Origin of the sequence: Aeromicrobium piscarium, assembly GCF_007421815.1 — a bacterium.
In the GTDB taxonomy this organism is placed as follows: Bacteria; Actinomycetota; Actinomycetes; order Propionibacteriales; family Nocardioidaceae; genus Aeromicrobium; species Aeromicrobium piscarium.
In genome coordinates this window covers 63994-89239 of record NZ_VLNT01000005.1, presented here as the reverse complement: position 1 = coordinate 89239, position 25246 = coordinate 63994, and the positions used below count along the sequence as shown (strand labels likewise).

Genomic DNA, 25246 nt, shown 5'->3' with positions numbered 1-25246 from the left:
CCCGCAGGATCACCCTGCCGGGGGGTCGGTGCATCTGGGCCGATCAGCGGCGCACGGCCAGGGGCTCGCTGAGTGGCAGCTCCCAGGGGAGCTCGCGGTGGGTAGCGAGCAGCTTGTCGAGGAGATCGGCCAGGTCCTGGGGCATCGGGGCGACGCGTCGGGTGTTCAGGTCCACGAAGGCCTCGATGAACTCGCTGGTGCTGGCCACCTTGCCGGTCGTCCGGTCCGCGAGGATCGTCATGCCGTGGATGATCTTGTCGGACCGGTCGAGGACGCGCCAGTGCACCGAGACATCGTGACCGACGAGGATCTCGGAGGCGAAGCGGATGTACTGGGAGAGGCTGAAGGTCCCCTCGCCTCGCGCCGCCCTCTCCTCGTCCACTCTCAGCTCGTCGGCGAAGACGGTGTGTGCGCCCTCCATGTGCAGCGTGTAGTGGTGCCGGACGTTGACATGGCCGTTGAGATCCTCGAACTCGGCGGGCACGGTCCGGCGGTGGATGATGCCGAGCTCGTCGAGCTGCTCGATCGTGGGGGTATCGGTCACGGCGGTCTCCTCGGGGTCGTGACGGTGTGATGCCGGTCTCACGCGACCGAGGGTACCGCAGGCATTGACGTTGATGTCAAGGGGCGACGGCCCCAACCAGGGACATGGCCAGATCGGCATAGCGGAACCCCAGCGCCATCGGCGTGTGCGGCGACTCGTGGCGGTACCAGCGCGCGATGTCGATGCAGTTGGAGAGCAGGAGGATCTTCATCCACTCGATATCGGCGATCCGGAAGACCCCCTCGTCGACGCCCGCCTGCAGGATGCGCCGCATGTGGTCCTCGACCCCCCGGCGCAGCCGCCAGACATCGGCGAAACGCTGATCGTGGTGCAGGCGCATCTCGTACTCGATCGTGCGCGAGAACGTGTTCATCTCGGCGTTGAAGGTGGCGAAGGACGCCACGCCCATACGCAGCTTGCTGGCGGGATCGGCGACCAGCTCGGCCGGCTCGTTGAAGGCGCCCGTGGAGGTCTTGTGTCCCTCGAGTGCGATGTGATGGAAGAGCTCGACCTTGGATGCGAAGTGGATGTACACGGCGGCGGGGCTCATATCGGCGCGGGCGGCGATCGCCCGGGTGGAGGCTCCGTGGTAGCCCAGCTCGGCGAAGGCGAGGGTGGCGCCGATGAGGATCTTGCGCGACGGACCGGTGGCCCGGTCGGCCCAGTAACGCTCGATGGCGTCGACCGCCTGCGGCTCGAGTTCGAGTGACGCATTGGTGGTCGGCGTCCCGTCCGTGCTCATGGTCGTCATTCTCGCCGATCCTTGTTCGTCTGCCCGTCACGACCCGATGCCCGAGCTCGGTGCCGGGCCGCGATGTCGACCGGCGCATCGCGCCGTGGCATAAGCGTATGCTTAGCTTTCGCAGATCTCAATACAGCGAAGGGTAGTGGAAAGCATGGCCGATGTACGCGCGGAGATGTCCGCCTCAGTCTTCCGGATCGATGTGACCGAGGGGGCGGACGTGGTCGCCGGCGATGTCCTGGTGGTCCTCGAGTCGATGAAGATGGAGATCCCGGTCCTCGCCGAGGCGGCAGGGAAGGTCGAAGAATTATTGGTAAATGAGGGCGATATCGTCGAAGAAGGGGCTCTTCTCGCGCGCATTCTCTGAGCATCTCTCCTGCGGCCGGCGATCTCTGAGGGGGTCGCCGGCCGAGTCCTCGGAAAAGTGCTTGCATCGTGTGATGCGCATCACCTAGCATGGCTTCTCGCTGACCTAAGCGATCGCTTAGGTCATTCGTCAGCGAGAGGACGTGCCGTAGTGTCACCGATCTGGTCCGCGGAGATCGCCGAGCTCGAGCGTCGCCGTGCCATGGCCGACGAGCTCGGGGGACCCGAGAAGATCCACCGACAGCACGCGGCCGGTCGCAGCACCGTGACCGAGCGTGTCGCCGATCTGCTCGACGAGGGCAGTTTCGAGCAGATCGGCGGTCTCGCCGGCTTCCCGGGCGAGACGGGTGAACACATCGTCCCCACCAACTTCGTGTTCGGTGTCGGCACGATCGCGGGTCGGCGCGTCGCCGTCGGCGCGGACGACTTCACCGTCCGCGGCGGCGCCGCCGATGCCTCGATCATGGCCAAGCAGGTCGACTCCGAGCGACTGGCCGCCGCGTACCGGCTGCCGCTGATCCGGCTCATCGAGGGAACCGGCGGTGGCGGCAGCGTGCGGATGCTGGAACAGTCCGGTTACACCTATGTGCCCGCCAATCCCGGATGGGACACGGTCGTCGACAACCTGTCGCTGGTGCCGGTGGTTGCCGCTTGCATGGGTCCGGTAGCGGGTCTCGGAGCGGCACGGGTCGTGATGAGCCACTTCAGCGTGCTCATCGAGGGCTCCACCCAGCTCTTCGTCGCCGGGCCTCCGGTCGTGCGGCATGCGACCGGAGAGGATCTGGACAAGGAGCAGCTCGGCGGTGCCGAGGTGCATCGCCGCAGTGGTGCCGTCGATCAGATCGTTCCCGACGAGGCGTCCGCACTCGACGCGATCCGAGGCTTCCTCTCGTACCTGCCGTCCAGCGTCCATGAGCTCCCTCCGGTCGTCGAGGGGCGCGAGGCGAGCGGTGACGTGGAGCATCTGGCGGACGTGGTGCCGCGCAGCCGCCGCCAGCCCTACCGGCTCCGTCCTGTGCTCGACGCGATCTTCGATGCGGGGTCGGTGTTCGACTACACGTGCTACTCCGGCTCGGTCTACACCGGACTGGCCAGGCTCGACGGGCACCCGGTCGGCGTCGTGGCCACCGATCCGTACAAGGGCGCGACGATGACGCCGAACGGCGCCGACGCCTTGACCCGTCTCGTCGACCTGTGCGAGACCTTCCACCTGCCGATCGTCAGTCTCACCGACCAGGCCGGCATGATGATCGGCCTCCAGGCCGAGAAGACGGCCTCCATCCGTCGTGGCGCCCGCGCGGTCGCGGCGGTCTACCAGGCTCGCGTGCCGATGGCCGAGATCATCGTCCGACGGGTGTTCGGGGTCGGCGGCGCGGGGCAGATCAACCGGCACCGGTACAACCGTCAATGGGCCTGGCCGTCGGGGGACTGGGGATCGCTGCCGGTCGAGGGTGGCATCGAGGCCGCCTACCGTGCCGATCTCGAGGCCTCGGACGATCCCGAGGCGATGCTGGCCGAGATCCGCGAGCGCCTCGAGGCGGTGCGCTCTCCCTTCCGCACCGCGGAGCGCTACGGCGTACAGGACGTGATCGACCCGCGCCGCAGCCGCGAGCTGCTCACGAGCTGGGTGCGCGATGCCTATCGCGTCGTCCCCGAGCTCCTTGGACCCCCCTCCTTCGGAACGAGGCCCTGAGATGACCCCACCCGTCCAGGAGCTCGAGTCTCTGCTCGAGTTCGACTTCCCGACCGCTGTGGCGGCCTTGGACCACCATGTGGCGGCCACCCCGGACCGGCTCGCGATCCACTACGGCGAGACCGGCGAGGATCTCAGCTACGGCCGGTTCGGTGCCCTCACCGATCACCTCGCGGGGCAGCTGAGCGCGGCCGGGATCGTCCCCGGCGACCGGGTCAGCGTTCTCACGGTCCGGCCGCTGGTGTCGACCCTCACGATGTACGGCCTCTGGAAGGCCGGCGCCGTCTACGCGCCCGTCAACTTCCAGTACGCCGGCGACCTCCTGGCCTATCAGCTGGGCGACACGGCCCCGGCACTGCTCATCGTCGACGTGGAGCTGCTCGAGCGGGTCCGAGCCGTCGAGTCCCAGCTCGAACATCCGCCCCGCGTGCTCGTCGTGGAGGACGCGATGGGCGGCGAGTTCGGCGAGCTGCTCCGACCGGCCGAGCGCCCGCAGGTCCAGATTGCCTACGACGATCCGGCCAATGTCATCTACACCTCTGGGACGACCGGTCCGTCGAAGGGCGTCGTGCAGTCCCATCGGTGGATCAACGGCTACACCTGGATCGGACGCTCGATGCTGACCGGCGACGACGTCGTCTACAACGACCTGCCGATGTATCACGTCGGCGGCGCGCACTTCAATGTCGTCCGGGCCCTGTGGACCGGGGCGTCGGTCAGCATGTGGGACCGGTTCAGTCCCTCGGACTTCTGGCGGCGAGTCCGCTCGACCGGTTGCACGACCGCGGTGCTGCTGGACGTCATGACGCCGTGGCTGCTGAACGCCGAGCCCCGGGACGACGACCGCCGCAATCCGCTCAACAAGGTGCACATGCAGCCGCTGCCGGCGAATCACCACGACTTCGCGGTGCGCTTCGGCATCGACTTCGTCACCTCCGGCTTCGGGCAGTCCGAGACCGGCGCGGCGCTGATGACGCTCACCGAGCAGACCGCCGAGGGCGAGGGCACGCCCGTCGAGCTGTACCGCGGCCGCGACCACGCCGCGCTCCGCGGAGTCTTCGAGGAGCACGGGCTGCCGGTGCTGGACGGGGCGGACCCGATGCCCAAGGGGATCATGGGCATGCCGGCACCGTTCATGGAGGTCGTGGTCCTCGACGACCGCGACCGGGTGTGTCCCGACGGCGTCGTGGGTCAACTCGCGATGCGGCCCCGGTTGCCCGCCCTGATCTTCGATGAGTACCTGAAGAAGCCCAAGGCGACGGTCAAGGCCTGGCGCAACCTCTGGTTTCACACCGGCGATGCGGCGATCCGCCAGCCCGATGGCGTCTTCGTCTATGTGGACCGTCTCGGCGACCGGATCCGGGTGCGCGGAGAGAACATCTCCAGCTTCCACATCGAGGAGATCGTCGCCAAGCACCCCTCGGTGCAGTTGGCCGCCGTCGTGGCGGTGCCGAGCGCGGAGGGCGACGAGGACGACGTGATCGCCTTCGTCGAGCCGGCCGATGCCGCGAGCTTCGATGTCGACGTCCTCGCGCAGTACTGCCACGAGTCCATGCCCAAGTTCATGCGTCCGCGGGCCTTCGTGCCCGTGACGCAGATCCCCCGTACTCCCACCAACAAGATCGAAAAATACAAGCTGCGTCAGCAGTGGACGGAAGGACGTCAATCATGATGAGACGATCTCGCTGGGGAGCGCTCGCGGCCGCGACGCTGCTCGCCACGCTCGCCGCGTGCGGCGGTGGTGGTGGCTCCTCGGACCAGGACAAGGACCTGAAGGTCGCGGCGGCCGCCGACGCGTCGTCGCTCGATCCCATCCGCGGCAACGCCGGAACCGACCACATGCTGCTCTACCCGATCTACGACACCTTGGTCTCCTTCGACTCCGGTCTGGAGGCCGAGCCGGGGTTGGCGGAGTCGTGGGAACAGGTCTCGCCGACCGAGCTGAGCCTGACGCTGCGTGAGGGCGTCACGTTCCACGATGGCGAGCCCCTGGACGCCGAAGCCGTCAAGTACAACCTCGATCGGGCGATGGGGGAGGGCTCGAATATCCAGGCCGATCTCGCCGCCGTGAGCGAGGTGCGGGTCGACGACGAGCAGACGGTGACGTTGGTGCTGGACCACCCGGACGCGTCGCTCCTCCTCGTGCTGGCCGACCGGGCCGGCATGATGGTCTCGCCCAAGGCCGCGGAGGAGGCCGGCGGGGACCTGAGCACCCAGCCGGTCGGCGCGGGCGGATGGTCCTTCGTGGAGTGGCGTCGCGGCGATTCGCTCAAGGTCGAGCGCTTCGACGACTACTGGGACACCGATGTCGACCGGGTCGCCGGGATCACCTTCAACATCATCCCTGACCCGAAGACCCGGGTGACCTCGCTGCGATCGGGACAACAGGACGTGGCGATGGAGGTCGCACCCTCGGACGCGGACTCGCTCGAAGGGGCGAGCGGCGTGACGCTGGACCAGTCGCCCCGCGTCAATCTGCACCAGGTCTATCTGAACCGCGCCTCCGAGGAGCTGGGCGACCCACAGGTCCGCCGGGCGCTGTCGCTGGCGGTGGACCGCGATGTGGTGCTCAAGAGCGGCTACTTCGATCGCGGCAGCGTCGCCTACGGAGCGCTTCCCGACGGCTACTGGGCGGAGCCCCCGGAGTCGGTGGTCTACGAGCACGACCCGCAGGAGGCCGAGCGGCTGCTGGCCGAGGCCGGGGTGTCGGGGCTGTCCTTCGACATGATCGTCAACGCCGATTCCCAGACGACGCGCGTCGGCGAGATCCTCAAGGAGCAGTGGGCCGAGATCGGCGTCACCGTCAACCTCATCCCACGCGAGATCGTGCAGGCGACCAACGACTACTTCAACGACCGCAAGGCTCCGGCGCTGCTGTCGCAGTGGACGGGCCGGCCCGATCCGGCGATGACGTATCGGCTGATGTTCTCCGCCGAGGGATACTTCAACACCTCCGACGAGGCCGTCCCGGGCATCGACGAGGCACTGGCACAGACCGACGAGTCGGTGGAGCCGACGGAGCGTAAGCCCGGGTTCGACGCGGCGGCCGAGGCGGTCTACGCCGACACGCCCTTCTTCCCGCTGGCCTTCCAGGACTCGCTGATCGGTCTGCGCGACGACGTCCAGGGCTTCGAGTCCAATCTGCTGGGCAAGCCGAAGTTCCTCGGCGTGTCCTTCGGCTGAACAGCGTGAGGGAGGTGACCACGGTGCCGGTGCTCAATGTCCAGGGACTCGAGGTGTTCTTCGGCCACGGCGAGGAGCGCGTGCAGGCATTGCACGATGTCAGCTTCACGATCGAGCGCGGTGAGATCGTCGGGCTGGTCGGCGAGAGCGGCAGCGGCAAGACCGTCACCTCCCTCGCCCTGATGGGCCTGCTCGATCCCCGGTCCTCGCGGATCGAGGGTCAGGCCGAGCTCGACGGCACGCGGCTCTGGGACGACGCCAACCGGCGCCGGCCCCAGGCCGAGGTGCCGATGGCGATGGTCTTCCAGGAGCCGATGACGGCGCTGGATCCGGTGTTCTCGGTCGGGTATCAGCTGATCGAGACCTTGCGACTGCGCCAGGGGCTCTCGACGGCGCGAGCGCGGGCAGCTGCGCTGGACCTCTTGGACGCGGTGGGGATCTCCGATCCGCGAGCCCGTCTGCGGGCGTACCCACATGAGCTGTCCGGCGGAATGCGGCAACGCGTGATGATCGCGATCGCGCTGGCCTGCGCCCCGCAGCTGCTGATCGCCGACGAGCCGACCACGGCGGTCGACGTGACGATCCAGGCGCAGTTGCTGGAGCTGATCAAGGGCATCGCCGCCGACCGGGGGATGTCGGTGCTGTTCGTGACCCACGATCTCGGCGTCGTGGCGGAGACCTGCGACCGGATGATCACGATGTACGCCGGCCGCATCGTCGAGCGCGGGCCGGTCGGCGAGGTGCTGGCCGCACCCGCGCATCCGTACACCTCCGGTCTGCTCGCGGCGCTGCCGTCGCCGCAGCACCGCGATCGGCGGCTGGCCACGATCCCCGGACGCGTCCCGCCGCCGGGGGAGCGGATCACCGGATGTGTCTTCGCGCCGCGGTGTCAGCACCGCGCCGATATCTGCGCCGAGCCGGTCGAGCTGGGCCCCTTCAGCGCGGCCCGAGAGGTGCGCTGCGTGCGCGCGCACGAGATCCACACGACAGGAGCCGACACATGACCAGCCCACCGCTGTTCTCCCTCGAATCGGTCTCGGTCCGCTTCGCGGTCGGACGGCGCCGTCACGTCACCGCCGTCGACCGGGTCAGCCTCGACCTCTTCGAGGGCGAGACGCTCGGCCTCATCGGCGAGAGCGGCTCGGGCAAATCCACCGTGGCCCGCGCGGCGATCGGCCTGGCCCCGGTCAGTGCCGGAACCGTGCGCTGGCGGGGCCAGGACGTGGCCTCGTTCGCAGGCAAGGAACGCCGACGCTTCACCGAATCGGTGCAGATGGTGTTCCAGGACCCGCACAGCGCCCTGGACCCGAGACGCACGATCCTGCAGAGCGTGCGCGAGCCGCTCGATGTCATGCGCCGCGGTGAGAAGCGCGAGCGTGAGCAGATCGCCGTCAAGGCGCTGGAGGACGTCGGGTTGTCCGCCCAGTTCCTGACCCGGTACCCGCATCAGCTCAGCGGCGGACAGAAGCAGCGCGTCAACATCGCCCGGGCCCTGGTCACCGACCCCAAGGTGCTGATCTGTGACGAGTCGGTGGCCGCCCTGGACGTGGCCCTGCAGGCCGAGATCCTCAATCTGCTGCAGGACCTGAAGGCCGAGTACGAGCTCACCGTGCTGTTCATCAGCCACGACCTGAGTGTCGTCAGCCACCTGGCCGACCGGATCTGCGTCATGTACCTCGGCCGGATCGTGGAGCAGGCCACGACACCCTCGCTCGTCGACCGGAGTCTCCATCCGTACAGCGAGGCGCTGCTCTCGGCGCAGCCGCTCGTGCACCAGAGCTCCGCCCACCGACGCATCGTGCTCTCGGGGGACATCCCCAGTCCCCTCTCTCCGCCACCGGGGTGCCGGTTCAGCACCAGGTGCCCGCACGTGATCGACAGCTGCCGGTCCACGGTGCCCGAGCTCGCCGAGGTCGGGCACGGACACGACTCGGCGTGCCTGCGCACGGCTGAGCTCTACGGTCGCGAGCGGCCGGTCGACCGGGAGGCATCATGAGGATCCTGCGCGTCGTCGGCACGAGCGTGCTCTCGGCGATCCCCACCCTCATCCTGGCGACGCTCATCGTCTTCCTGCTCCAACGGCTGATCCCCGGCGACCCGGCCGTCGCGATCGCCGGAGACTACGCGACACCGGAGAACCTGGCGCGGATCCGTGAGGACCTGGGCCTGGACGGCTCCCTCGTCACCCAGTACCTCACCTGGATCTCCGGCGCCCTCACCGGAGACCTCGGCACCTCGTATCAGACGGGCGAGTCGATCACTGCGCTCATCGGGCAGCGCCTGCCGCTCACGCTGATCCTCATGCTCTTCGCCCTCATCGTGGCGATCGCGATCGGGCTGCCGCTCGGCGTGATGGCCGCGCAGAAGGTGGACACGACCTTCGATCGTTTCCTCACCACCTCGGCGACCTTCGGCATCGCGATCCCCAATTTCTGGCTCGGGATGATGCTCATCATCGTCTTCGCACTGAATCTCGGCTGGTTTCCCGGCCCGGGAGGGGCCAGCCTGGCCGAGGATCCCGCGCAGGCCCTCCGGGGCCTGGTGCTGCCGGCGATCGCGCTCGGTCTCGTCGGCGGTGCGGAGATCTGCCGGCAGGTCCGCAGCGCGATGGTGGAGAGCCTCAGCACCGACTACGTGCGAACGCACCGCGCGAAAGGCCTCTCGACGGCGAGCATCGTGTGGAAGCACGCCCTGAAGAACTCCAGCCTGCCCTTCGCCACGATCCTCGGCATCCAGGTCTCGCGGCTCATCGGCAGCGCCGTCGTGGTCGAGGCCGTCTTCGGGCTGTCGGGCATCGGCTCGCTCGCTGTCGAAGCGACCAACCAGCGCGACTACGGCGTGATCCAGGCGGTCGTCTTCGTCGCCGCCATGATCATCCTGTTGACGAACCTCATCGTCGACGTGTCCTACCGGCTTCTCGATCCGAGGATCTCCTGATGTCCGTCATCGCCTCACGTGTCCAGGGCACCACGGCTCGCCGCCGCGCCGGCCGGTTCTCGGTGTGGGTCAGCTACGCCATCTTGGCGGCGGTCGCCCTCGTGGTGGTCTTCGCCGGTGTACTGTCGCCCTCGTCGCCCACGGCGCAGAACCTCAACGACATCCTCTTGCCCATGAGCGGCGCGCATCCGCTCGGCACCGACGATCTCGGGCGCGACGTGCTCAGCCGGATGCTGCACGGCACTCGTGTCTCCGTCCTCGCGGCGATGCTGGCCGTCGGGATCGCGCTGGTCGTCGGCCTGCCGATCGGCATCGCGGCCGGGTGGGGCAATCGCTGGCTGGACGTCGGCATCATGCGGGTGGTCGACGCCGTCATGTCCTTCCCCGCGATCGTGCTGGCCATCGGGATCACGGCCACCATGGGTCCGAACATCACCAATGCGATGATCGCGGTGGGCGTCGTCCTCGCTCCGGCGATCATCCGCCTGGCGCGGGCCCAGACGATGACGATCCGTTCCGAGACCTATATCGAGGCGGCGCGATCCTTCGGCGCATCGGGCCTGCGACGGATGGTCCTGCCGCATGTGCTGCCGAACATCATCCAGCCGATCCTCGTGCAGGTCGCGGTGCTCATGGGCTTCGCGCTGATCGCGGAGGCCAGCTTGAGCTTCCTGCAGCTGGGGGTGCAGCCGCCGAACGCCTCGTGGGGTGCGGTGCTCGCCCGGTCGTACACGTTCCTGGACCAGGCGCCGATGCAGATATTCATCCCGGGCCTGGCGATCGCGGCGACGGTCTTCGCCTGCAACATCATCGGCGATGAGATCCAGCGCCTCCTCGACCCGAAACGGAAGTGACCATGAGCGAGCGCAGCGAGCGAACGACGGGGGTTCTCATGTCGGCATCGGCGTATCGTGTTCTTCTTCAGGCGGTGTCGACATGAGCGAGCGCAGCGAGCGAACGACGGGGGTTCTCATGTCGGCATCGGCGTATCGTGTTCTTCTTCAGGCGGTGTCGACATGACCGTGCTGTTCATCGCCAACCGCGGCGAGATCGCCGCCCGTATCGAACGCACCGCCCGGACGCTGGGGCTGCGGTGCGCGGTCGGGAGCCCCGAGGTCGATGCCGGGCTGCCCTATGTCGAGGAGGCCGACATCGTCGTGCCGCTGGACTCGCCGCGGGCCTTCGGCGATGTGGAGGCGATGGTCGCCGCGGCGGTGGCCGCCGGTGCGGAGCTAGTGCACCCCGGATACGGCTTCCTCTCGGAGAACCCCGACTTCGCGCGGGCGGTCGCGCAGGCGGGCATGACCTTCGTCGGCCCCCCGGCCGAGGTCATCGCCTCGATGGGAGACAAGGCCAACGCGCGCCGGCTCGCGCAGGCATCCGGTGTCCCGGTGACGCCGGGCTCGCCGGGGCCGGTCGAGAGCCTGGAGGAGGCCCACGAGGTCGCCCGGGCCATCGGCTTCCCGCTGATGGTCAAAGCGGTGGCCGGCGGGGGAGGTATCGCGATGGCGGTGGTGGCCGAGGAGGCCGGCCTGGCCGCAGCGGTCGAGCAGGTCGCCGGACGCGGTCGCTCCGTCTTCGGCGATGGACGCATGATCGTCGAGCGCTATGTCGAGCGGTCCCGTCACATCGAAGCGCAGATCATGGGCCTGCCCGACGGCCGGGTGATCGCGTTGGGCGAGCGGGACTGCTCGGTTCAGCGCCGGCATCAGAAGGTCATCGAGGAGAGCCCGTCGCCCGCGCTCACACCGGCGGTGCGCGAGCAGGTCGCACGCCAGGCCGTCGCGCTGGGCGAGGCGGTCGGGTATCGCAATGCCGGCACGGTGGAGTTCATCTACGACCTCGACCGCGAGGAGTTCTACTTCCTGGAGATGAACACCCGTCTGCAGGTCGAGCATCCGGTGACCGAGGCGGTCCACGGGCTCGACCTGGTGGCATGGCAGCTCGCCGTGGCCCGAGGGGACAGCGAGATCCCGGAGGGCTTCTCCGCGACCCCGAATGGACATGCGTTCGAGCTGCGGATCTACGCCGAGGATCCCGAGCGCTTCCTGCCCAGGCCCGGGACGGTCACCCGGTGGCAGATGCCATCGGGCGCGGGGGTCCGAGTCGATGCCGGCTACCGCGAGGGCACGGCCGTGACCCCCTTCTTCGACCCGTTGATGGCCAAGATGATCGTGTGGGGGGCCACCCGTGAGGAAGCGCTGGAGCGGACGCGGAAGGCGGCGGCAGAGATGGCCGTCGAGGGGCCGGGGGTGAACCTGCCGTATCTACTGCGGGTGCTGGACAGCGAGCCCTTCGCGACCGGGGACTACATCACCGGGCTGGTCGTCGACGCGCAGTGAGCCGGTCGACGACTCTTCCCAGCGGCGCGCGGGGTGAGCGGTTGACTGTGCACCTCTCGGTCCGGGGCATATCGCGGTGAGCCATCCCGCACGTCGAGGCGTGAAGTGCGGGATAGCTCACCGCCAGCATCAGGCGCGCCGGCTTACCCCGGGTCGAAGGGCGCCGCGCCACCTCAGCGGCGGGCGACCATGCGGATGGCGAGTCTCGCGTGGAGCTCGGCCATCTGATCGGGCGTGGTCGGTCCGTCGGGGGAGTACCAGCGCACGAGGTCGATGCTGATCGACAGTAGGGCCAGCGCCGTGCCCTTGAGATCCTCGGCGTCGACCACACCTGCGGCCACGCCCTCGGCCAGGGCGTTCTGCATCTCGCGCTCGATGCCGCGGCGGTACTCCGCGATCTCGCGACGGTGTTCGGGGGTCAGTGCGTGGAACTCGTACTGCACGATCCGTCCGACCCGGCTGTTGACCGCGTGCCAGCGGCTGAACTCGCTCACCATGTGACCGATCCGCTCGACCGGGTCGGTGCGGGCGGCGGCGGCCTCGCGGATGCGGGCGAGCGCGGCGAGGTGGCCACGGTGACTCACCTCGAAGAGGAGCTCTTCCTTGGTGGCGTGGTGGACGTACACCGCCGCGGGGCTCATCCCGGCGCGTGAGGCGATGTCGCGAGTGGTGGTGGCGGCGAAGCCCTTCTGGGCGAAGGCCTCGACGGCGGCCTCGATCAGCCGCTCGCGCGTCGCGGCCGATCGCGAGCGTGACGAGGGGGCTTCAGCGGTCATGGTGGACATCATCTCCCAGGGATGGCATGCTAAGCAAGCGCTTAGTAACCCCATCGCGAAAGAGCCCCATGAAGCGAACTATCTACACCGACGACCACGAGGCGTTCCGCGAGTCGTGCGCCGCCTTCCTCTCCAAGAAGGTGCAACCGCACGTCGAGGAACACCTGGCCGGCAAGGGCCTTCCCCGTGACTTCTGGACCGCCGCGGGGACCGAGGGCTTCCTCGGTCTGGAGATCCCCGAGGAGTTCGGCGGTGCCGATGCCCAGGACTACCGGTTCAACGCCGTGTGGGCCGAGGAGCTGAGCAAGCTGAACGCCTCGATCTCCTCGTGTGTCGGGATCCACGCCGACATCGTCGTGCCCTACATCGTCGACCTCGGCACCGAGGAGCAGAAGCAGCGCTGGCTCCCCGGCTGCGCCAGCGGCGACATCGTCACCGCCATCGGCATGACCGAGCCCTCGGGCGGCTCAGATCTCGCCGGCCTGAAGACCACGGCCGTGCGTGACGGCGACGAGTGGGTCATCAACGGCTCCAAGACCTTCATCACCAACGGTTACTCGGCCGACCTCATCGTGACCGCCGTGCGTACCGACCCCAGCAAGGGCGCCCGCGGCATCACCCTGTTCGGCATCGAGGCCGGCGACGCGGGCTTCAGCCGCGGTCGCAAGCTCGACAAGGTCGGCCAGGAGGAGTCCGACACCGCCGAGCTGTTCTTCGAGGACCTGCGCCTCGGCGATGATCGCGTGATCGGCGAGCTCGGCGACGGCTTCATCTCGATGATGAAGAAGCTGCCCCAGGAGCGTCTGGGCGCCGCGGTCTCCAATATCGCCCACGCCAAGCAGATCCTCGCCGAGACCATCCAGTACTGCCACGATCGCAAGGCCTTCGGCCAGTCGATCGGCTCGCTGCAGCACAACAAGTTCCTGCTGGCCGAGCTGGTCACCAAGATCGAGGTCGCCGAGGCGTACACCGATCAGGCCGTGCTCGCGCACAGCAAGGGCCAGCTCACCGCCATCGACGCCGCCAAGGCCAAGTGGTGGAGCGCCGACGTGCAGAACGACGTGCTCGACCACTGCGTGCAGCTGCACGGTGGGTACGGCTTCATGAACGAATACCGCGTCGCCCGTGCCTGGCGCGACGCCCGCGTGACCAAGATCTGGGCCGGTTCCAACGAGATCATGAAGGAACTCATCGGCCGCGACCTCGGTTTCTGAGAACTCCGTCTCCACAGAAAGGGACAACTGATGCCCGAAGCAGTCATCGTCTCCACCGCGCGCTCGCCGATCGGGCGCGCCGGCAAGGGATCGCTCAAGGACATGCGACCCGATGACCTGACCGTCCAGATGGTCGAGGCCGCGCTCGCGAAGGTGCCCGAGCTCGACCGTCGCGACATCGTCGACCTCATCTGCGGTATCGGCCAGCCCGCGGGCGAGGCCGGTCACAACATCGCTCGCGCGGTCTCCGTGCTCGCCGGCATGGATCACCTGCCCGGCACCTCGGTCAACCGCTACTGCTCCTCGTCGCTGCAGAGCACACGGATGGCCTTCCACGCGATCAAGGCCGGCGAGGGTGATGTCTTCATCTCGGCCGGCGTCGAGACCGTGAGCCGGTTCGCCAACGGCTTCGCCGACGTGCCGGGAACCGAGAACCCGCTCTTCGACGAGGCCCGCGCTCGTACCGCCGCGCGTGCCGAGGGCGGCGCCGACACGTGGACCGACCCGCGCCAGAACGGCGACCTGCCGGACCTCTACATCGCCATGGGGCAGACCGCCGAGAACGTCGCCCAGCACCTCGGCATGAGCCGCGAGGAGCAGGACGAGTTCGGCGTCCGCAGCCAGAACCTGGCCGAGGAGGGTATCGCGAACGGCTTCTGGGCCAAGGACATCACGCCCGTGACCCTGCCCGACGGCACCGTGGTCTCCGCCGACGACGGACCCCGTGCGGGCGTCACGATGGAGGCCGTCAGCAAGCTGAAGCCCGTCTTCCGTCCCGACGGCACCGTCACCGCCGGCAACGCCTGCCCGCTCAACGACGGAGCCGCCGCGCTCGTGATCATGAGCGACACCAAGGCCAAGGAGCTCGGTCTGACCCCGCTCGCGCGGATCGTCTCGACCGCGGTGACCGGCCTCTCGCCCGAGATCATGGGTCTCGGCCCGGTCGAGGCCATCCCGGCCGCGTTGCGCCACGCGGGCATGTCGCTGGACCAGATCGACCTGTTCGAGATCAACGAGGCCTTCGCCGTCCAGGCCTGGGGCTCGGCCAAGCAGCTCGGCATCCCGCTGGAGAAGCTCAACGTCAACGGAGGCGCCATCGCCGTGGGCCACCCCTTCGGCATGACCGGCGCGCGCATCACCTCGACGCTCATCAACTCACTGCAGTGGCACGACAAGCAGTTCGGCGTCGAGTCGATGTGCGTCGGCGGCGGCATGGGCATGGCCATGGTCCTGGAGAGGCTCAGCTGATGACGGGGCGCTTCGACGGCAAGGTCGCGATCGTCACCGGCGCCAGCCGGGGGATCGGTCTCGGCGTCGCCGAGAGGCTCGTCGCGGAAGGGGCCAAGGTCCTCATCACGGCGCGCAAGGAGGAGGCGCTCAGGGAGGCTGTCGCCCACCTGGGCGAGGAGAACGCGACCTTCGTCGCGGGTGCCGCCGATGTGTCCGAGCACCAGGACGAGGCGATCGCCACCGCGATCGACCGGTTCGGTGGGCTCGACTTCCTGGTCAACAACACCGGCATCAACCCGGTGTACGGCCGAACCGTCGAGATCGACCTCACCGCCGCGCAGAAGATCCTGACCGTGAACGTCCTGGCGGCGACGGCGTGGGCCCAGAAGGCCTATGCCGCGTCCCTCGGCGAGAACGGCGGCGCGATCGTCAACATCGCCTCGGTCGCCGGGTTGAAGCCGTCGCCGATGATCGGCATGTACGGGGTCTCCAAGGCCGCGGTCATCCGGCTCACGCAGGAGCTCGCCGTCGAGCTGGCTCCCGCTATCCGGGTCAACGCGGTCTCCCCGGCGGTCGTCAAGACCAGGTTCGCCGGCGCACTGTACGAGGGCCGCGAGGAGGAGGTCGCTGCCGCGTATCCGATGAAGCGCCTCGGTGTCCCCGAGGACATCGCCGCCGCGGTCGCCTTCCTGCTGTCGGACGATGCCGGCTGGATCACCGGCCAGAACATCACCCTCGACGGCGGCCTCACCCTCACCGGCGGGGTCTGATCGCTCGCCCGAGCGGTGGGCGGTGAGCCATCCCGCAGCTGAATGGTGGGCGGCGAGTGATCCCGTACTACGCGCCCCGAAGTACGGGATAGCTCACCGCCCCGGCCCGCCGCAGCCGTACCGAGTCTCGAGAAGTCCGGTATCGACGCCACTCCAGTCGCGTCGATGCCGGACTTCTCGCCGTTGTGGGCGGTGGGTACGCACGTCTCGCTCCGTGGGGCGGTGGGTTACGCACGTCTCGACTGCCGCGAGAGGTGCCTATCTCACCGCCCCACGGGGCGGGTGCGGGGTCACTCGTCGCTCTCGAGTCGCACGGAGAATGTGAGCAAGAACATGAGGAAAACCTCGCATAAAAGATGAGGAGTTCCTCATGTTTTGCCGTACGATGGCTCTCATGACGACGCTCGACCCCACGCCTGCGCTCACGTCCACCCGCCCCGATGCCACCAGCGGCACCCGGCTCGTGGACCAGTTCCGCTCGACGACTCCCTACGCTCTCGCCTTCGCGGGACAGGGCGGCGAGTGGCTGCCGCCGCTCGCCGAGCTCGTGCGCGACTTCGCGCTCGAGTCCGATCTGGCCGCCGTGACGAGCGAGGTCGACCGGATCCTCGAGCCGGTCGCCGGTGAGCTCGCACGCACCGGCATCGCCTTCACGCCGCTCGCCTGGGTCGACGCGCTCGCCGTCGGCGAATCGGCCGAGGACGACGAGGCGGCGGCAGTGCCGTCCGCCGAGGCGCTGCAGGAGCCGGCCGCCTCCGTGCCCGGCATCGCCCTCACCCAGGTGGCCGCCCTCGCCGCCTTGCGTCGCCAAGGACTCGATCCCGCTGACCACCGACCGGTCGCCGTCATCGGCCACTCGCAGGGTCAGCTCGTCACCGATCTGCTCGGGGGCCTCGACCTCACCACCGCACTCGCGGTGGCCCGCCTCGTCGGTGCCGCCACCCAGATCGTCGGTCGTCGTCGTGGTCTGCTCGGGTCGACGATGCTGAGCGTGAGCAATGTCGATCCCGCGCGTATCGAGGAGATCGTCGCCGATCTGGGCAGCCGCGTCGAATGCCGGATCCGCAACGGCCGTCGCGCGGTCGTCCTCTGCGGCCCGCAGGCCGACCTCGATCGCGCGGTCTCGCGTCTCGAGGCCGTCGCCGCCCAGGAGAAGTCCGAGCGCGACCGCAAGACCACCGGCGGGACCCCCTTCGCCCCGGTCATCGAGCCCCTGCCGGCGCGTGTCGCCTTCCACCACACCGATCTCTCCGAGGTCGCCGACCTCGTCGCCGAGTGGGCCGGTCGCGTCGGCCTCGACGCCGCCGTCGCCCGCGACCTCGCGCAGCGCTCGGTCATCGACCCGGTCGACTGGGTCACCGCGCTCGAAGGCGCGCTCGACGCCGGGGCCCAGTGGATCCTCGACCTCGGGCCCGGCGACCTCGCCGCGCGCCTCAGCGCCGCCGAGACCCGGCCTCGCGGTGCGGGCATCGTCTCCACCACCACGCGACGCGGGCACCGTGAGCTGACGGCCGTGGGAGCCGTTCCCGTGCGTCCGACGCCCTGGTCGGCCTTCGCCCCCCGGCTCGTCACCCTGCGCGACGGCCGCACCGTCGCCGAGACCGCCTTCACCCGGCTCACGGGCAAGTCGCCGGTGTTGCTCGCGGGCATGACGCCCACCACGGTCGACGCCGCCATCGTCGCCGCCGCCGCGAATGCCGGCTTCTGGGCCGAGCTCGCCGGAGGCGGTCAGGTCACCGAGGAGATCTTCGCCGACCGGGTCGCCGAGCTCGACGAGCTGCTGACCCCCGGCAGCACCTACCAGTTCAACTCGCTCTTCCTCGACCCCTATCTGTGGAAGCTGCAGCTCGGGCAGAAGCGCCTCGTGCAGCGCGCCCGCGCCAACGGGGCCCCGATCGACGCCGTCATCGTGACCGCCGGCATCCCCGAGCTCGACGAGGCCGTCGATCTGGTCGAGGACCTGCGCTCGGTCGGCATCGCCCATGTCGTGTTCAAGCCCGGCACCGTCGCGCAGATCCGTCAGGTCCTGGCGATCGCGCGTGAGCTCGCCCCGCTGCCGGTGATCGTCCAGATCGAGGGCGGCTGCGCCGGAGGCCACCACTCCTGGGAGGACCTCGACGATCTCGTCCTGGCCACCTACGCGGACCTGCGCGCGCAGTCCAATGTGGTCGTGTGCGTCGGTGGCGGCATCGGCACGCCCGAGGCGGCCTCCACCTACCTCACCGGCGAGTGGTCGCGCCGCCACGGGTTCCCGGCGATGCCGCTCGACGGCGTCCTCGTCGGCACCGCCGCGATGGCCACCCTCGAGGCGACGACCTCGCCGGAGGTCAAGCAGCTCCTCGTCGACACCCGCGGCACCGGCGCCTGGGTCGGCGCGGGCACGGCGACCGGCGGCATGGCCTCCGGTCGCAGCCAGCTCGGCGCCGACATCCACGAGATCGACAACACCGCCTCGCGCACCGGCCGTCTGCTCGACGAGGTCGCCGGCGATGCCGAGGCCGTTGCCGCTCGCCGTGACGAGATCGTCGAGGCGATCGATCGCACCGCCAAGCCCTACTTCGGCGATGTCCGCGACATGACCTACGCCCAGTGGCTGCGCCGCTTCGTCGAGCTGTCGGGCACGTCGGCCCATGGCGACCCCGAATGGCTCGATGTCACGCTGCGCGACCGCTTCCATGCGATGGTCCAGCGCGCCGAGGCACGTCTCGCCGAGGAGGACCGCGGCACGATCCCCACCCGTTTCCCCGCGGCGGAGGATGTCGAGGACGGTTTCGCCGCCCTCGCGACGCTGTTCGATGCTTACCCGGCCGCCGAGGATGTCGTTCTGCACCCCGCCGACGCGGCCTTCTTCGTCGAGCTGTGCAAGCGTCCCGGTAAGCCGGTCAACTTCGTGCCCGTCATCGATGCCGACGTGCGCCGTTGGTGGCGTTCGGACTCGCTGTGGCAGGCCCACGACGCCCGGTACAGCGCCGACGAGGTCTGCATCATCCCGGGCACGCGCTCGGTCGCCGGCATCACGCGCGTCGACGAGCCCGTCGCCGATCTGCTCCAGCGCTTCGAGAACGAGGTCATCGACGCTCTCCTCGCGGCCGGCTCCGCACCGGAGCGGGTCGCGGGTCGACGTCGCGTCGAGGTCGACGGCATCGTCGAGTCGCTCGCACTGGTGCTCGCCTCGCACGATGTCGTCTGGGCGGGCCGCACCGTCGGCAATCCCGTGCACCGGCTCGGGACCGGCTGGGTCATCACCGGCCCCGACACCGCTGAGCATCCCGAGACGGGCGCCGAGCTCAGCGCCTCGTCCGCCCTCGTCGAGCTGCGGGTGCCGCTGCCCGGCGGTGAGCGGCTGACCCTCCCGATCCGTGTCGAGGACACCGTCGCGTGGGGCAGCAGCCCCGTCGTGACCCAGGCCGATGCCGCGCAGGCGATGCGGGCGCTGGCCGCTCGCGCCGCCGGCGGTTCGGTCCCCGAGGCGAATGGCGGCGTTGCCCGTCTCACCGCCGCCTGGACTCCCGACCTGCGGGCCGATCACGCGGCCGTCTCGGGCGCTCCGGTCGAGCCCAGCGCTCATCCGGCACCCGATGTCCTGGTCGGTCTCGCCTGGCCCGCCGTGTTCGCCGTCATCGGTGACGCCGCCGATGACGAGGGGAACCCGGTCGTCGAGGGCATGCTCGACCTGGTCCACCTGGACCACGCGATCGCGATCGGCGAGATCCCGGCCGAGCGCGCCGAGCTGACCATCACCGCGACCCTGCGCGGCGTGGTCGACTCCTCCTACGGCCGAGTGGTGACGGTCGACATCGACATCGTGGCCGGCTCCGGCGAGGTCGCCGCGCTCACCGAGCGTTTCGCGATCCGCGGTCGGGCGGGGCAGGGCGACCTGGCCGACCCGGTGCGTGCCGGAGGCGTCCTCGGCGACGACGTCCGCGACACCCCGCGCCGCAAGCAGGCGACCGTCTCCGTGGCGGCTCCGACCGACCTGCGTGCCTTCGCCGCCGTCACCGGCGACCACAACCCGATCCACACCAGCATCGCCGCGGCGCGCCTGGCCGGACTCGGCGCGCCGATCGTGCACGGCATGTGGACCTCCGCTGCCGCCCAGCAGCAGGTGGTGGCACAGACCGGTCGTCGCCTCGAGGGCTGGACCACCCGATTCATGGCGCCGGTCCGCCCGGGTGCCGATGTGGACATCCGTGCCGACCGCGTGGGCCTGGACGCGGGCGCCGAGGTCCTCGACGTCACCGTTCGCGCCGATGGCGAGGTCGTCATGGCCGCCAGCGCCCGGCTGGCTGCCCCGCGCACGGCCTACGCCTTCCCCGGCCAGGGCATCCAGAGCCAGGGCATGGGAATGGCGGGCTACCAGCGCTCCAAGGCCGCCCGCGAGATCTGGGACCGCGCCGACGCGCACACCCGTTCCGCGCTCGGCTTCTCGATCCTCACGGTCGTCCGCGACAACCCGACCGAGCTGACCGCGCACGGTGTCACGCACCGCCACCCCGACGGTGTGCTGTACCTGACCCAGTTCACGCAGGTCGCGATGGCCGTGCTCGGTGCCGCCCAGATGGCCGAGCTCCGGGAGTCCGGCGCCTTCGTCGAGGGTGCGATCCTCGCGGGCCACTCGGTCGGCGAGTACAACGCCCTCGCCGCCGTGTCGGGTGTCATCCCGCTCGAGGCCGTCGTCGAAGTCGTGTTCCAGCGCGGCTCGGTCATGCACACGCTCGTGCCGCGCGATGCGCAGGGACGCAGCGACTACCGGCTCGCGGCCATCCGTCCCTCGCAGATCGGCCTGGCTGATGACGAGGTCACGACCTATGTGGAGAGGATCGCCGAGCAGACCGGCGAGTTCCTGCAGATCGTCAACTACAACCTGCGCGGCTCGCAGTACGCCATCGCGGGCACGGTGGCGGGCCTGGAGGAGCTGGAGCGCGATATCGCCCGCCGCCGCGAGGAGTTCGGCGGCAAGGCCGCGTTCATCCTGGTGCCGGGCATCGACGTGCCCTTCCACTCCCGGGTCCTGCACGGCGGCGTCCCGGACTTCCGCGATCGCCTCGACGAGCTGCTGCCCGCCGATATCGATCCGGCCATCCTCGCCGGCCGGTACATCCCGAACCTGGTGCCGCGTCCGTTCAGCCTCGACCGCGACTTCGTCGTCGAGATCGCCGAGCTGGTCGATTCCGCACCGCTGCGCGAGGTGCTCGTGGACTTCGACGACTGGACGGCGCGTCCCGGTGCGCTGTGCCGGCGCGTGCTGATCGAGCTGCTCGCCTGGCAGTTCGCCAGCCCGGTGCGCTGGATCGAGACCCAGGACCTCATGTTCACGCCGGTCGAGCGCGGTGGCCTCGGAGTCGAGCGCTTCGTGGAGATCGGTGTCGGCTCGGCACCGACCGTCGCCAACCTCGCCTCGTCGACCCTCAAGCTCCCCGAGAGCGAGTACGGGACCGTCGAGGTGGCCAATATCGAGCGCGACGCGTCCGTCGTCTTCGCAACCGATGAGGACCAGCCCGAGGTCGAGGACGATGATCTTGAGGCGACGCCGGTCGCCGAAGCCGCTCCCGCGGAGGCCGCACCGGCCCCGGTGGCTACCCCGACTGCCCCGGCAGGCGGCCCGCGTCCAGATGACATCGCCTTCGACGCCGCCGAGGCCACCCGCACCCTCGTGGCCTGGTGGACCAAGCTGCGACTGGACCAGATCGGTGCCGCCGACTCGATCGAGTCGTTGTGCGACGGCGCATCGAGCCGCCGCAACCAGCTGCTCGTCGACCTCGGTGCCGAGCTCTCGCTCGGAGCCATCGACGGCGCGGCCGATGCCGACCTGGTGACCCTGGGCCAGCAGGTCAAGGGCCTCGCCCGAGGCTACAGCGCCTTCGGCCCGGTGCTGACCGAGACGATCTCGGAGCACCTCAAGAAGGTCCTGGGCCCGGCAGGCAAGAAGCCGGCCTCGGTGACCGACCGGGTCACCGGCACCTGGCAGCTCGGCCCCGGCTGGGCCTCCCACGTGCTCGCCGAGCTCGCGATGTCGACCCGTGAGGGCACGAGCGTCCGCGGTGGGGAGTTCGGCTCCTTCGGCTCGCTGAGCAGCGGTGCCGACGTGGACGCGGCGGTCGATGCCAGCGTCAAGGCCGTGGCCGCGCGTCACGGCGTGAGCGTCGATCTTCCGGCGGCCGGCGGCGGCGGTGGCGCCACCGTGGACGCCGAGGCGCTCGCGGAGTTCACCGACCAGATCACCGGTCGCGACGGCGTGCTGGCCAAGTCCGCGCGCCTCGTGCTCGACGAGCTCGGACTCGGCGAGGTCCCGACGGAGGTCGAGACCGACGAGCAGGCCGCGCGCGTGCTCGAACGGGTCGAGGCCGAGCTCGGCTCGGACTGGGTCAAATCCACCGCGCCGGCCTTCGATGAGAAGAAGGCCTTCGTGCTCGACGACCGGTGGGCCAGCGCCCGCGAGGATCTCGCACGCATCGCCCACGGTGCCGATGTCGCCGGCTCCTTCGTCGGAGCCGGCGCGACGGTGGCCGGGCAGGCACGCTGGTGGGCCGCTCATGCCGGCAACAGTCTGGCTACGCGCTTCGAGCGGATCGCGGCCGAGGCCGAGGACACCACCCCGGGTCGCTACGCCGACGAGGTCGCCGTGGTGACCGGTGCCAGCCGCGGCTCGATCGCCGCGGGTGTCGTCGGCGGTCTGCTGGCCGAGGGCGCCACGGTCATCGCGACCACGTCGGGCGTCGACGGGTGCAAGCTCGCCTTCTTCAAGCAGCTCTACCGCGACTACGCCCGCCAGGGTGCGGCGCTGTGGGTCGTTCCGGCCAATATGGCGTCCTTCGCCGATGTCGACGCGCTCGCCGCGTGGATCGGAGCGGAGCAGACCCAGACCGCGGCCGGCGTCACGACGGTGTCCAAGCCGGCGCTGACCCCGACCCTGCTGTTCCCCTTCGCGGCCGGCCGGGTCATGGGCGACACCACGGATGCGGGTCCGCGTGCCGAGCTGGAGATGCGTGTGCTGCTCTGGTCGGTTGAGCGGCTCGTGGGTGTGCTGTCCGAGCACGTTCAGGATCGCGACCTGACCCGGCGTCTGCACGTCGTCCTGCCGGGTTCGCCGAACCGCGGCATGTTCGGTGGCGACGGCGCCTACGCCGAGGCCAAGGCCGCGCTCGACGCGCTCGTGGCCAAGTGGAGCTCGGAGCGCTCCTGGAGCGGTCGCACGACGCTGGCACACGCCATCATCGGCTGGGTCCGCGGCACCGGCCTCATGGGCGGCAACGATCCGATGGTCGAGGCCGTCGAGGCACTCGGCGTCCGTACCTGGTCGACCGGTGAGATGGCCGAGGCGCTGCTCACTCGCGGTGTCGATGAGGCTCGCGAGCAGGCCCTCCAAGCGCCGGTCGAGGTCGACCTGACCGCCGGACTCGGCGATGTCGAACTCGATCTCGCCGCCATCGCGGAGGGCGCCGCCGGCCGAGCGGCCTCGAAGGACGAGGGCCGGGAGACGGCCACGATCGCGGCGCTGCCCGGATCGCCGGCCCAGCTCGACGTGGTCGAGACCCCCGAGTGGGGCGAGGTCAGCACCTCGCTCGACGACATGATCGTCATCGTCGGCGCGGGCGAGCTCGGTCCCTATGGTTCGGCGCGCACGCGCTTCGAGGTCGAGGTCAGCGATCGGCTGTCCGCGGCCGGCGTGCTGGAGCTCGCCTGGACCACGGGCCTGCTGACCTGGGACGACGTCAATCGCGGCTGGTACGACGCCGAGAGCGGCGATCCCGTGGCCGAGGAGGACATCGCCGATCGCTACGAGGAGGCCGTGCGCGAGCGGGTCGGCGTGCGCCGGTACGCCGACGACGGCTCGATGACCGACAACGCCGCGCCGCTGCTGACCTCGGTCTACCTGGAGGAGGACCTCTCCTTCACCGTGTCCGGTGAGGCCGAGGCGCGGGCGATGCGCGAGGCCGATCCCGAGCGCACGGTGATCTCCCAGGATGCCGACGGCGAGTGGACGATCACCCGCAAGGCGGGCACCGAGATCCGCGTGCCGCGCAAGATGAAGCTGTCGCGCACCGTGGGCGGTCAGATCCCCACCGGCTTCGACCCGACGGTCTGGGGCATCCCGGCCGAGATGGTCGAGTCCGTGGACCGGGTCGCGCTCTGGAACATCGTCTGCACGGTCGACGCGTTCCTGTCGAACGGCTTCTCGCCTGCCGAGCTGCTGCGTTGGGTGCACCCGACGCTGGTGGCCAACACCCAGGGCACCGGCATGGGCGGCATGAGCTCGATGCACTCGCTGTACATCGACACCCTGCTGGGCGAGTCCAAGGCCAACGACATCCTGCAGGAGGCGCTGCCGAATGTCATCGCGGCGCATGTCGTGCAGTCCTATGTCGGCAGCTACGGCGCGATGATCCACCCGGTCGCCGCCTGCGCCACCACGGCCGTCTCGGTCGAGGAGGGCGCGGACAAGATCAAGCTCGGCAAGGCCGAGTTCGTGGTCGCCGGCGGCTTCGACGATCTGTCGGTCGAGGGCATCGTCGGCTTCGGCGACATGTCCGCGACGGCCGACTCGTCGGTCATGGCCGCCAAGGGTCTCGAGGACCGCTACTTCAGCCGGGCCAACGATCGTCGCTACGGCGGATTCGTGGAGTCCCAGGGCGGCGGAACGGTCCTGCTGGCCCGTGGCTCCCTCGCGGCCGAGCTGGGACTGCCGGTCCTCGGCGTCCTGGCCTACGCCAGCTCGTTCGCCGATGGCGTGCACACCTCGATCCCGGCGCCGGGCCTCGGTGCCCTCGCTGCGGGCCGCGGTGGTCGCTCGTCGCAGCTGGCGACGTCCCTCGCCGGTCTCGGAGTCGGTGCCGACGACATCGCGGTGCTCAGCAAGCACGACACCTCGACGGGCGTCAACGAGCGCAACGAGTCCGAGCTGCACGAGCGTCTCGCCGGAGCGCTCGGACGCAGCGACGGCAACCCGCTGTACGTGATGAGCCAGAAGACGCTGACCGGTCACGCCAAGGGAGGCGCGGCGGCCTTCCAGCTCATCGGGTTGTGCCAGGTGCTCTCGGCCGGTGTCGTGCCGCCGAACCGTTCGCTGGACTGCGTCATGGACGACCTCGCCGAGCACGAGCACCTGGTGTGGCTCCGCGAGCCGCTGGCCACCGGGCCTCTCAAGGCCGGCCTGGTCACGAGTCTCGGCTTCGGCCACGTGGCGGGTCTGCTGGCCGTCGTGCATCCGCAGGCCTTCGTCGAGGCGCTGCCCGCCGAGGAGCGCGCGGCGTACCTCGATCGGGCCGAGCAGCGTCAGATCGAGGGCCGGATGCGGCTCACCGAGGCTATGTACGGCGGATCTCCGCTCTACCGTCGTCCCGCAGGTCGCCGTCTCGGCGATGCGGGCGCGCGGGAGCGCGAGGCCGCCATGTTGATCGACCCGGAGGCGCGGCTCGGCGCTGACGGTGTCTACCAGTGCCGGTAATGCG

At 69.7% G+C, this 25246-nt stretch carries 16 protein-coding genes; 13 read left to right on the top strand and 3 right to left on the bottom strand.

Features of this window, described 5'->3' with window-relative positions; translation table 11 throughout:
• Positions 1 to 43: 43 nt before the first annotated feature.
• Together FNM00_RS08285 and FNM00_RS08280 are read right to left on the bottom strand one after the other, a co-directional pair.
• Entirely contained in the window at positions 44 to 544 is a 501-nt protein-coding gene (locus FNM00_RS08285; protein ID WP_185973051.1) for a thioesterase family protein, read from the bottom strand.
• A 76-nt stretch (positions 545 to 620) separates the two neighbouring features.
• On the bottom strand, positions 621 to 1286 hold the full coding sequence (locus FNM00_RS08280) for a TetR/AcrR family transcriptional regulator (protein WP_185973050.1): 666 nt from the start codon (positions 1284 to 1286) through the stop codon (positions 621 to 623).
• A gap of 154 nt (positions 1287 to 1440) precedes the next feature.
• On the opposite strand from FNM00_RS08280, the gene FNM00_RS08275 reads away from it, so the two are divergent.
• The 9 genes from FNM00_RS08275 (at position 1441) to FNM00_RS08235 (ending at position 11807) form a co-directional block, all read left to right on the top strand.
• Positions 1441 to 1653, top strand: a complete 213-nt coding sequence (locus FNM00_RS08275) for a biotin/lipoyl-binding carrier protein (RefSeq protein ID WP_143912972.1) — start codon at positions 1441 to 1443, stop codon at positions 1651 to 1653.
• A gap of 150 nt (positions 1654 to 1803) precedes the next feature.
• The gene (locus FNM00_RS08270) at positions 1804 to 3345 is read left to right on the top strand and encodes an acyl-CoA carboxylase subunit beta (protein WP_246065119.1); all 1542 of its coding nucleotides are present in this window, start codon (positions 1804 to 1806) and stop codon (positions 3343 to 3345) included.
• A gap of 1 nt (position 3346) precedes the next feature.
• Positions 3347 to 5017, top strand: coding sequence for an AMP-binding protein (locus tag FNM00_RS08265; protein ID WP_143912971.1), 1671 nt, complete (start codon positions 3347 to 3349; stop codon positions 5015 to 5017).
• On the top strand, positions 5014 to 6528 hold the full coding sequence (locus FNM00_RS08260) for an ABC transporter substrate-binding protein (RefSeq protein WP_143912970.1): 1515 nt from the start codon (positions 5014 to 5016) through the stop codon (positions 6526 to 6528). Before FNM00_RS08265 ends, FNM00_RS08260 begins: the two co-directional genes overlap by 4 nt.
• A gap of 14 nt (positions 6529 to 6542) precedes the next feature.
• Complete coding sequence (locus tag FNM00_RS08255) at positions 6543 to 7532, top strand: ABC transporter ATP-binding protein (RefSeq protein WP_143913093.1); 990 nt, start codon at positions 6543 to 6545, stop codon at positions 7530 to 7532.
• Entirely contained in the window at positions 7529 to 8524 is a 996-nt protein-coding gene (locus FNM00_RS08250; protein ID WP_143912969.1) for an ABC transporter ATP-binding protein, read from the top strand. The genes FNM00_RS08255 and FNM00_RS08250 overlap by 4 nt, the downstream gene beginning before the upstream one ends.
• Positions 8521 to 9465 carry an ABC transporter permease gene (locus FNM00_RS08245; RefSeq protein ID WP_143912968.1) on the top strand — a complete coding sequence of 315 codons (945 nt, stop codon included), beginning with the start codon at positions 8521 to 8523 and terminating at the stop codon, positions 9463 to 9465. Before FNM00_RS08250 ends, FNM00_RS08245 begins: the two co-directional genes overlap by 4 nt.
• Positions 9465 to 10319: an ABC transporter permease gene (locus tag FNM00_RS08240; protein WP_143912967.1), complete on the top strand. Its 855-nt coding sequence runs from the start codon at positions 9465 to 9467 to the stop codon at positions 10317 to 10319. Before FNM00_RS08245 ends, FNM00_RS08240 begins: the two co-directional genes overlap by 1 nt.
• 162 nt (positions 10320 to 10481) lie before the next feature.
• Positions 10482 to 11807, top strand: a complete 1326-nt coding sequence (locus FNM00_RS08235) for an acetyl-CoA carboxylase biotin carboxylase subunit (RefSeq protein WP_143912966.1) — start codon at positions 10482 to 10484, stop codon at positions 11805 to 11807.
• A gap of 173 nt (positions 11808 to 11980) precedes the next feature.
• Here FNM00_RS08235 and FNM00_RS08230 read toward each other — a convergent pair whose 3' ends face one another.
• Positions 11981 to 12583 (bottom strand): TetR/AcrR family transcriptional regulator, encoded by a 603-nt coding sequence (locus FNM00_RS08230; RefSeq protein WP_143912965.1) that lies wholly within the window; start codon positions 12581 to 12583, stop codon positions 11981 to 11983.
• A 68-nt stretch (positions 12584 to 12651) separates the two neighbouring features.
• On the opposite strand from FNM00_RS08230, the gene FNM00_RS08225 reads away from it, so the two are divergent.
• From FNM00_RS08225 to FNM00_RS08210, 4 genes are all read left to right on the top strand, one after another.
• Entirely contained in the window at positions 12652 to 13797 is a 1146-nt protein-coding gene (locus FNM00_RS08225; RefSeq protein WP_143912964.1) for an acyl-CoA dehydrogenase family protein, read from the top strand.
• A gap of 30 nt (positions 13798 to 13827) precedes the next feature.
• A complete protein-coding gene (locus FNM00_RS08220) occupies positions 13828 to 15045 on the top strand; it encodes an acetyl-CoA C-acetyltransferase (protein WP_143912963.1) in 1218 nt (405 codons plus the stop codon).
• Entirely contained in the window at positions 15045 to 15797 is a 753-nt protein-coding gene (locus FNM00_RS08215; RefSeq protein ID WP_143912962.1) for an SDR family oxidoreductase, read from the top strand. The genes FNM00_RS08220 and FNM00_RS08215 overlap by 1 nt, the downstream gene beginning before the upstream one ends.
• Positions 15798 to 16191: 394 nt before the next feature.
• The gene (locus FNM00_RS08210; protein WP_185973049.1) at positions 16192 to 25242 is read left to right on the top strand and encodes a type I polyketide synthase; all 9051 of its coding nucleotides are present in this window, start codon (positions 16192 to 16194) and stop codon (positions 25240 to 25242) included.
• The last annotated feature ends 4 nt before the right edge of the window (positions 25243 to 25246 follow it).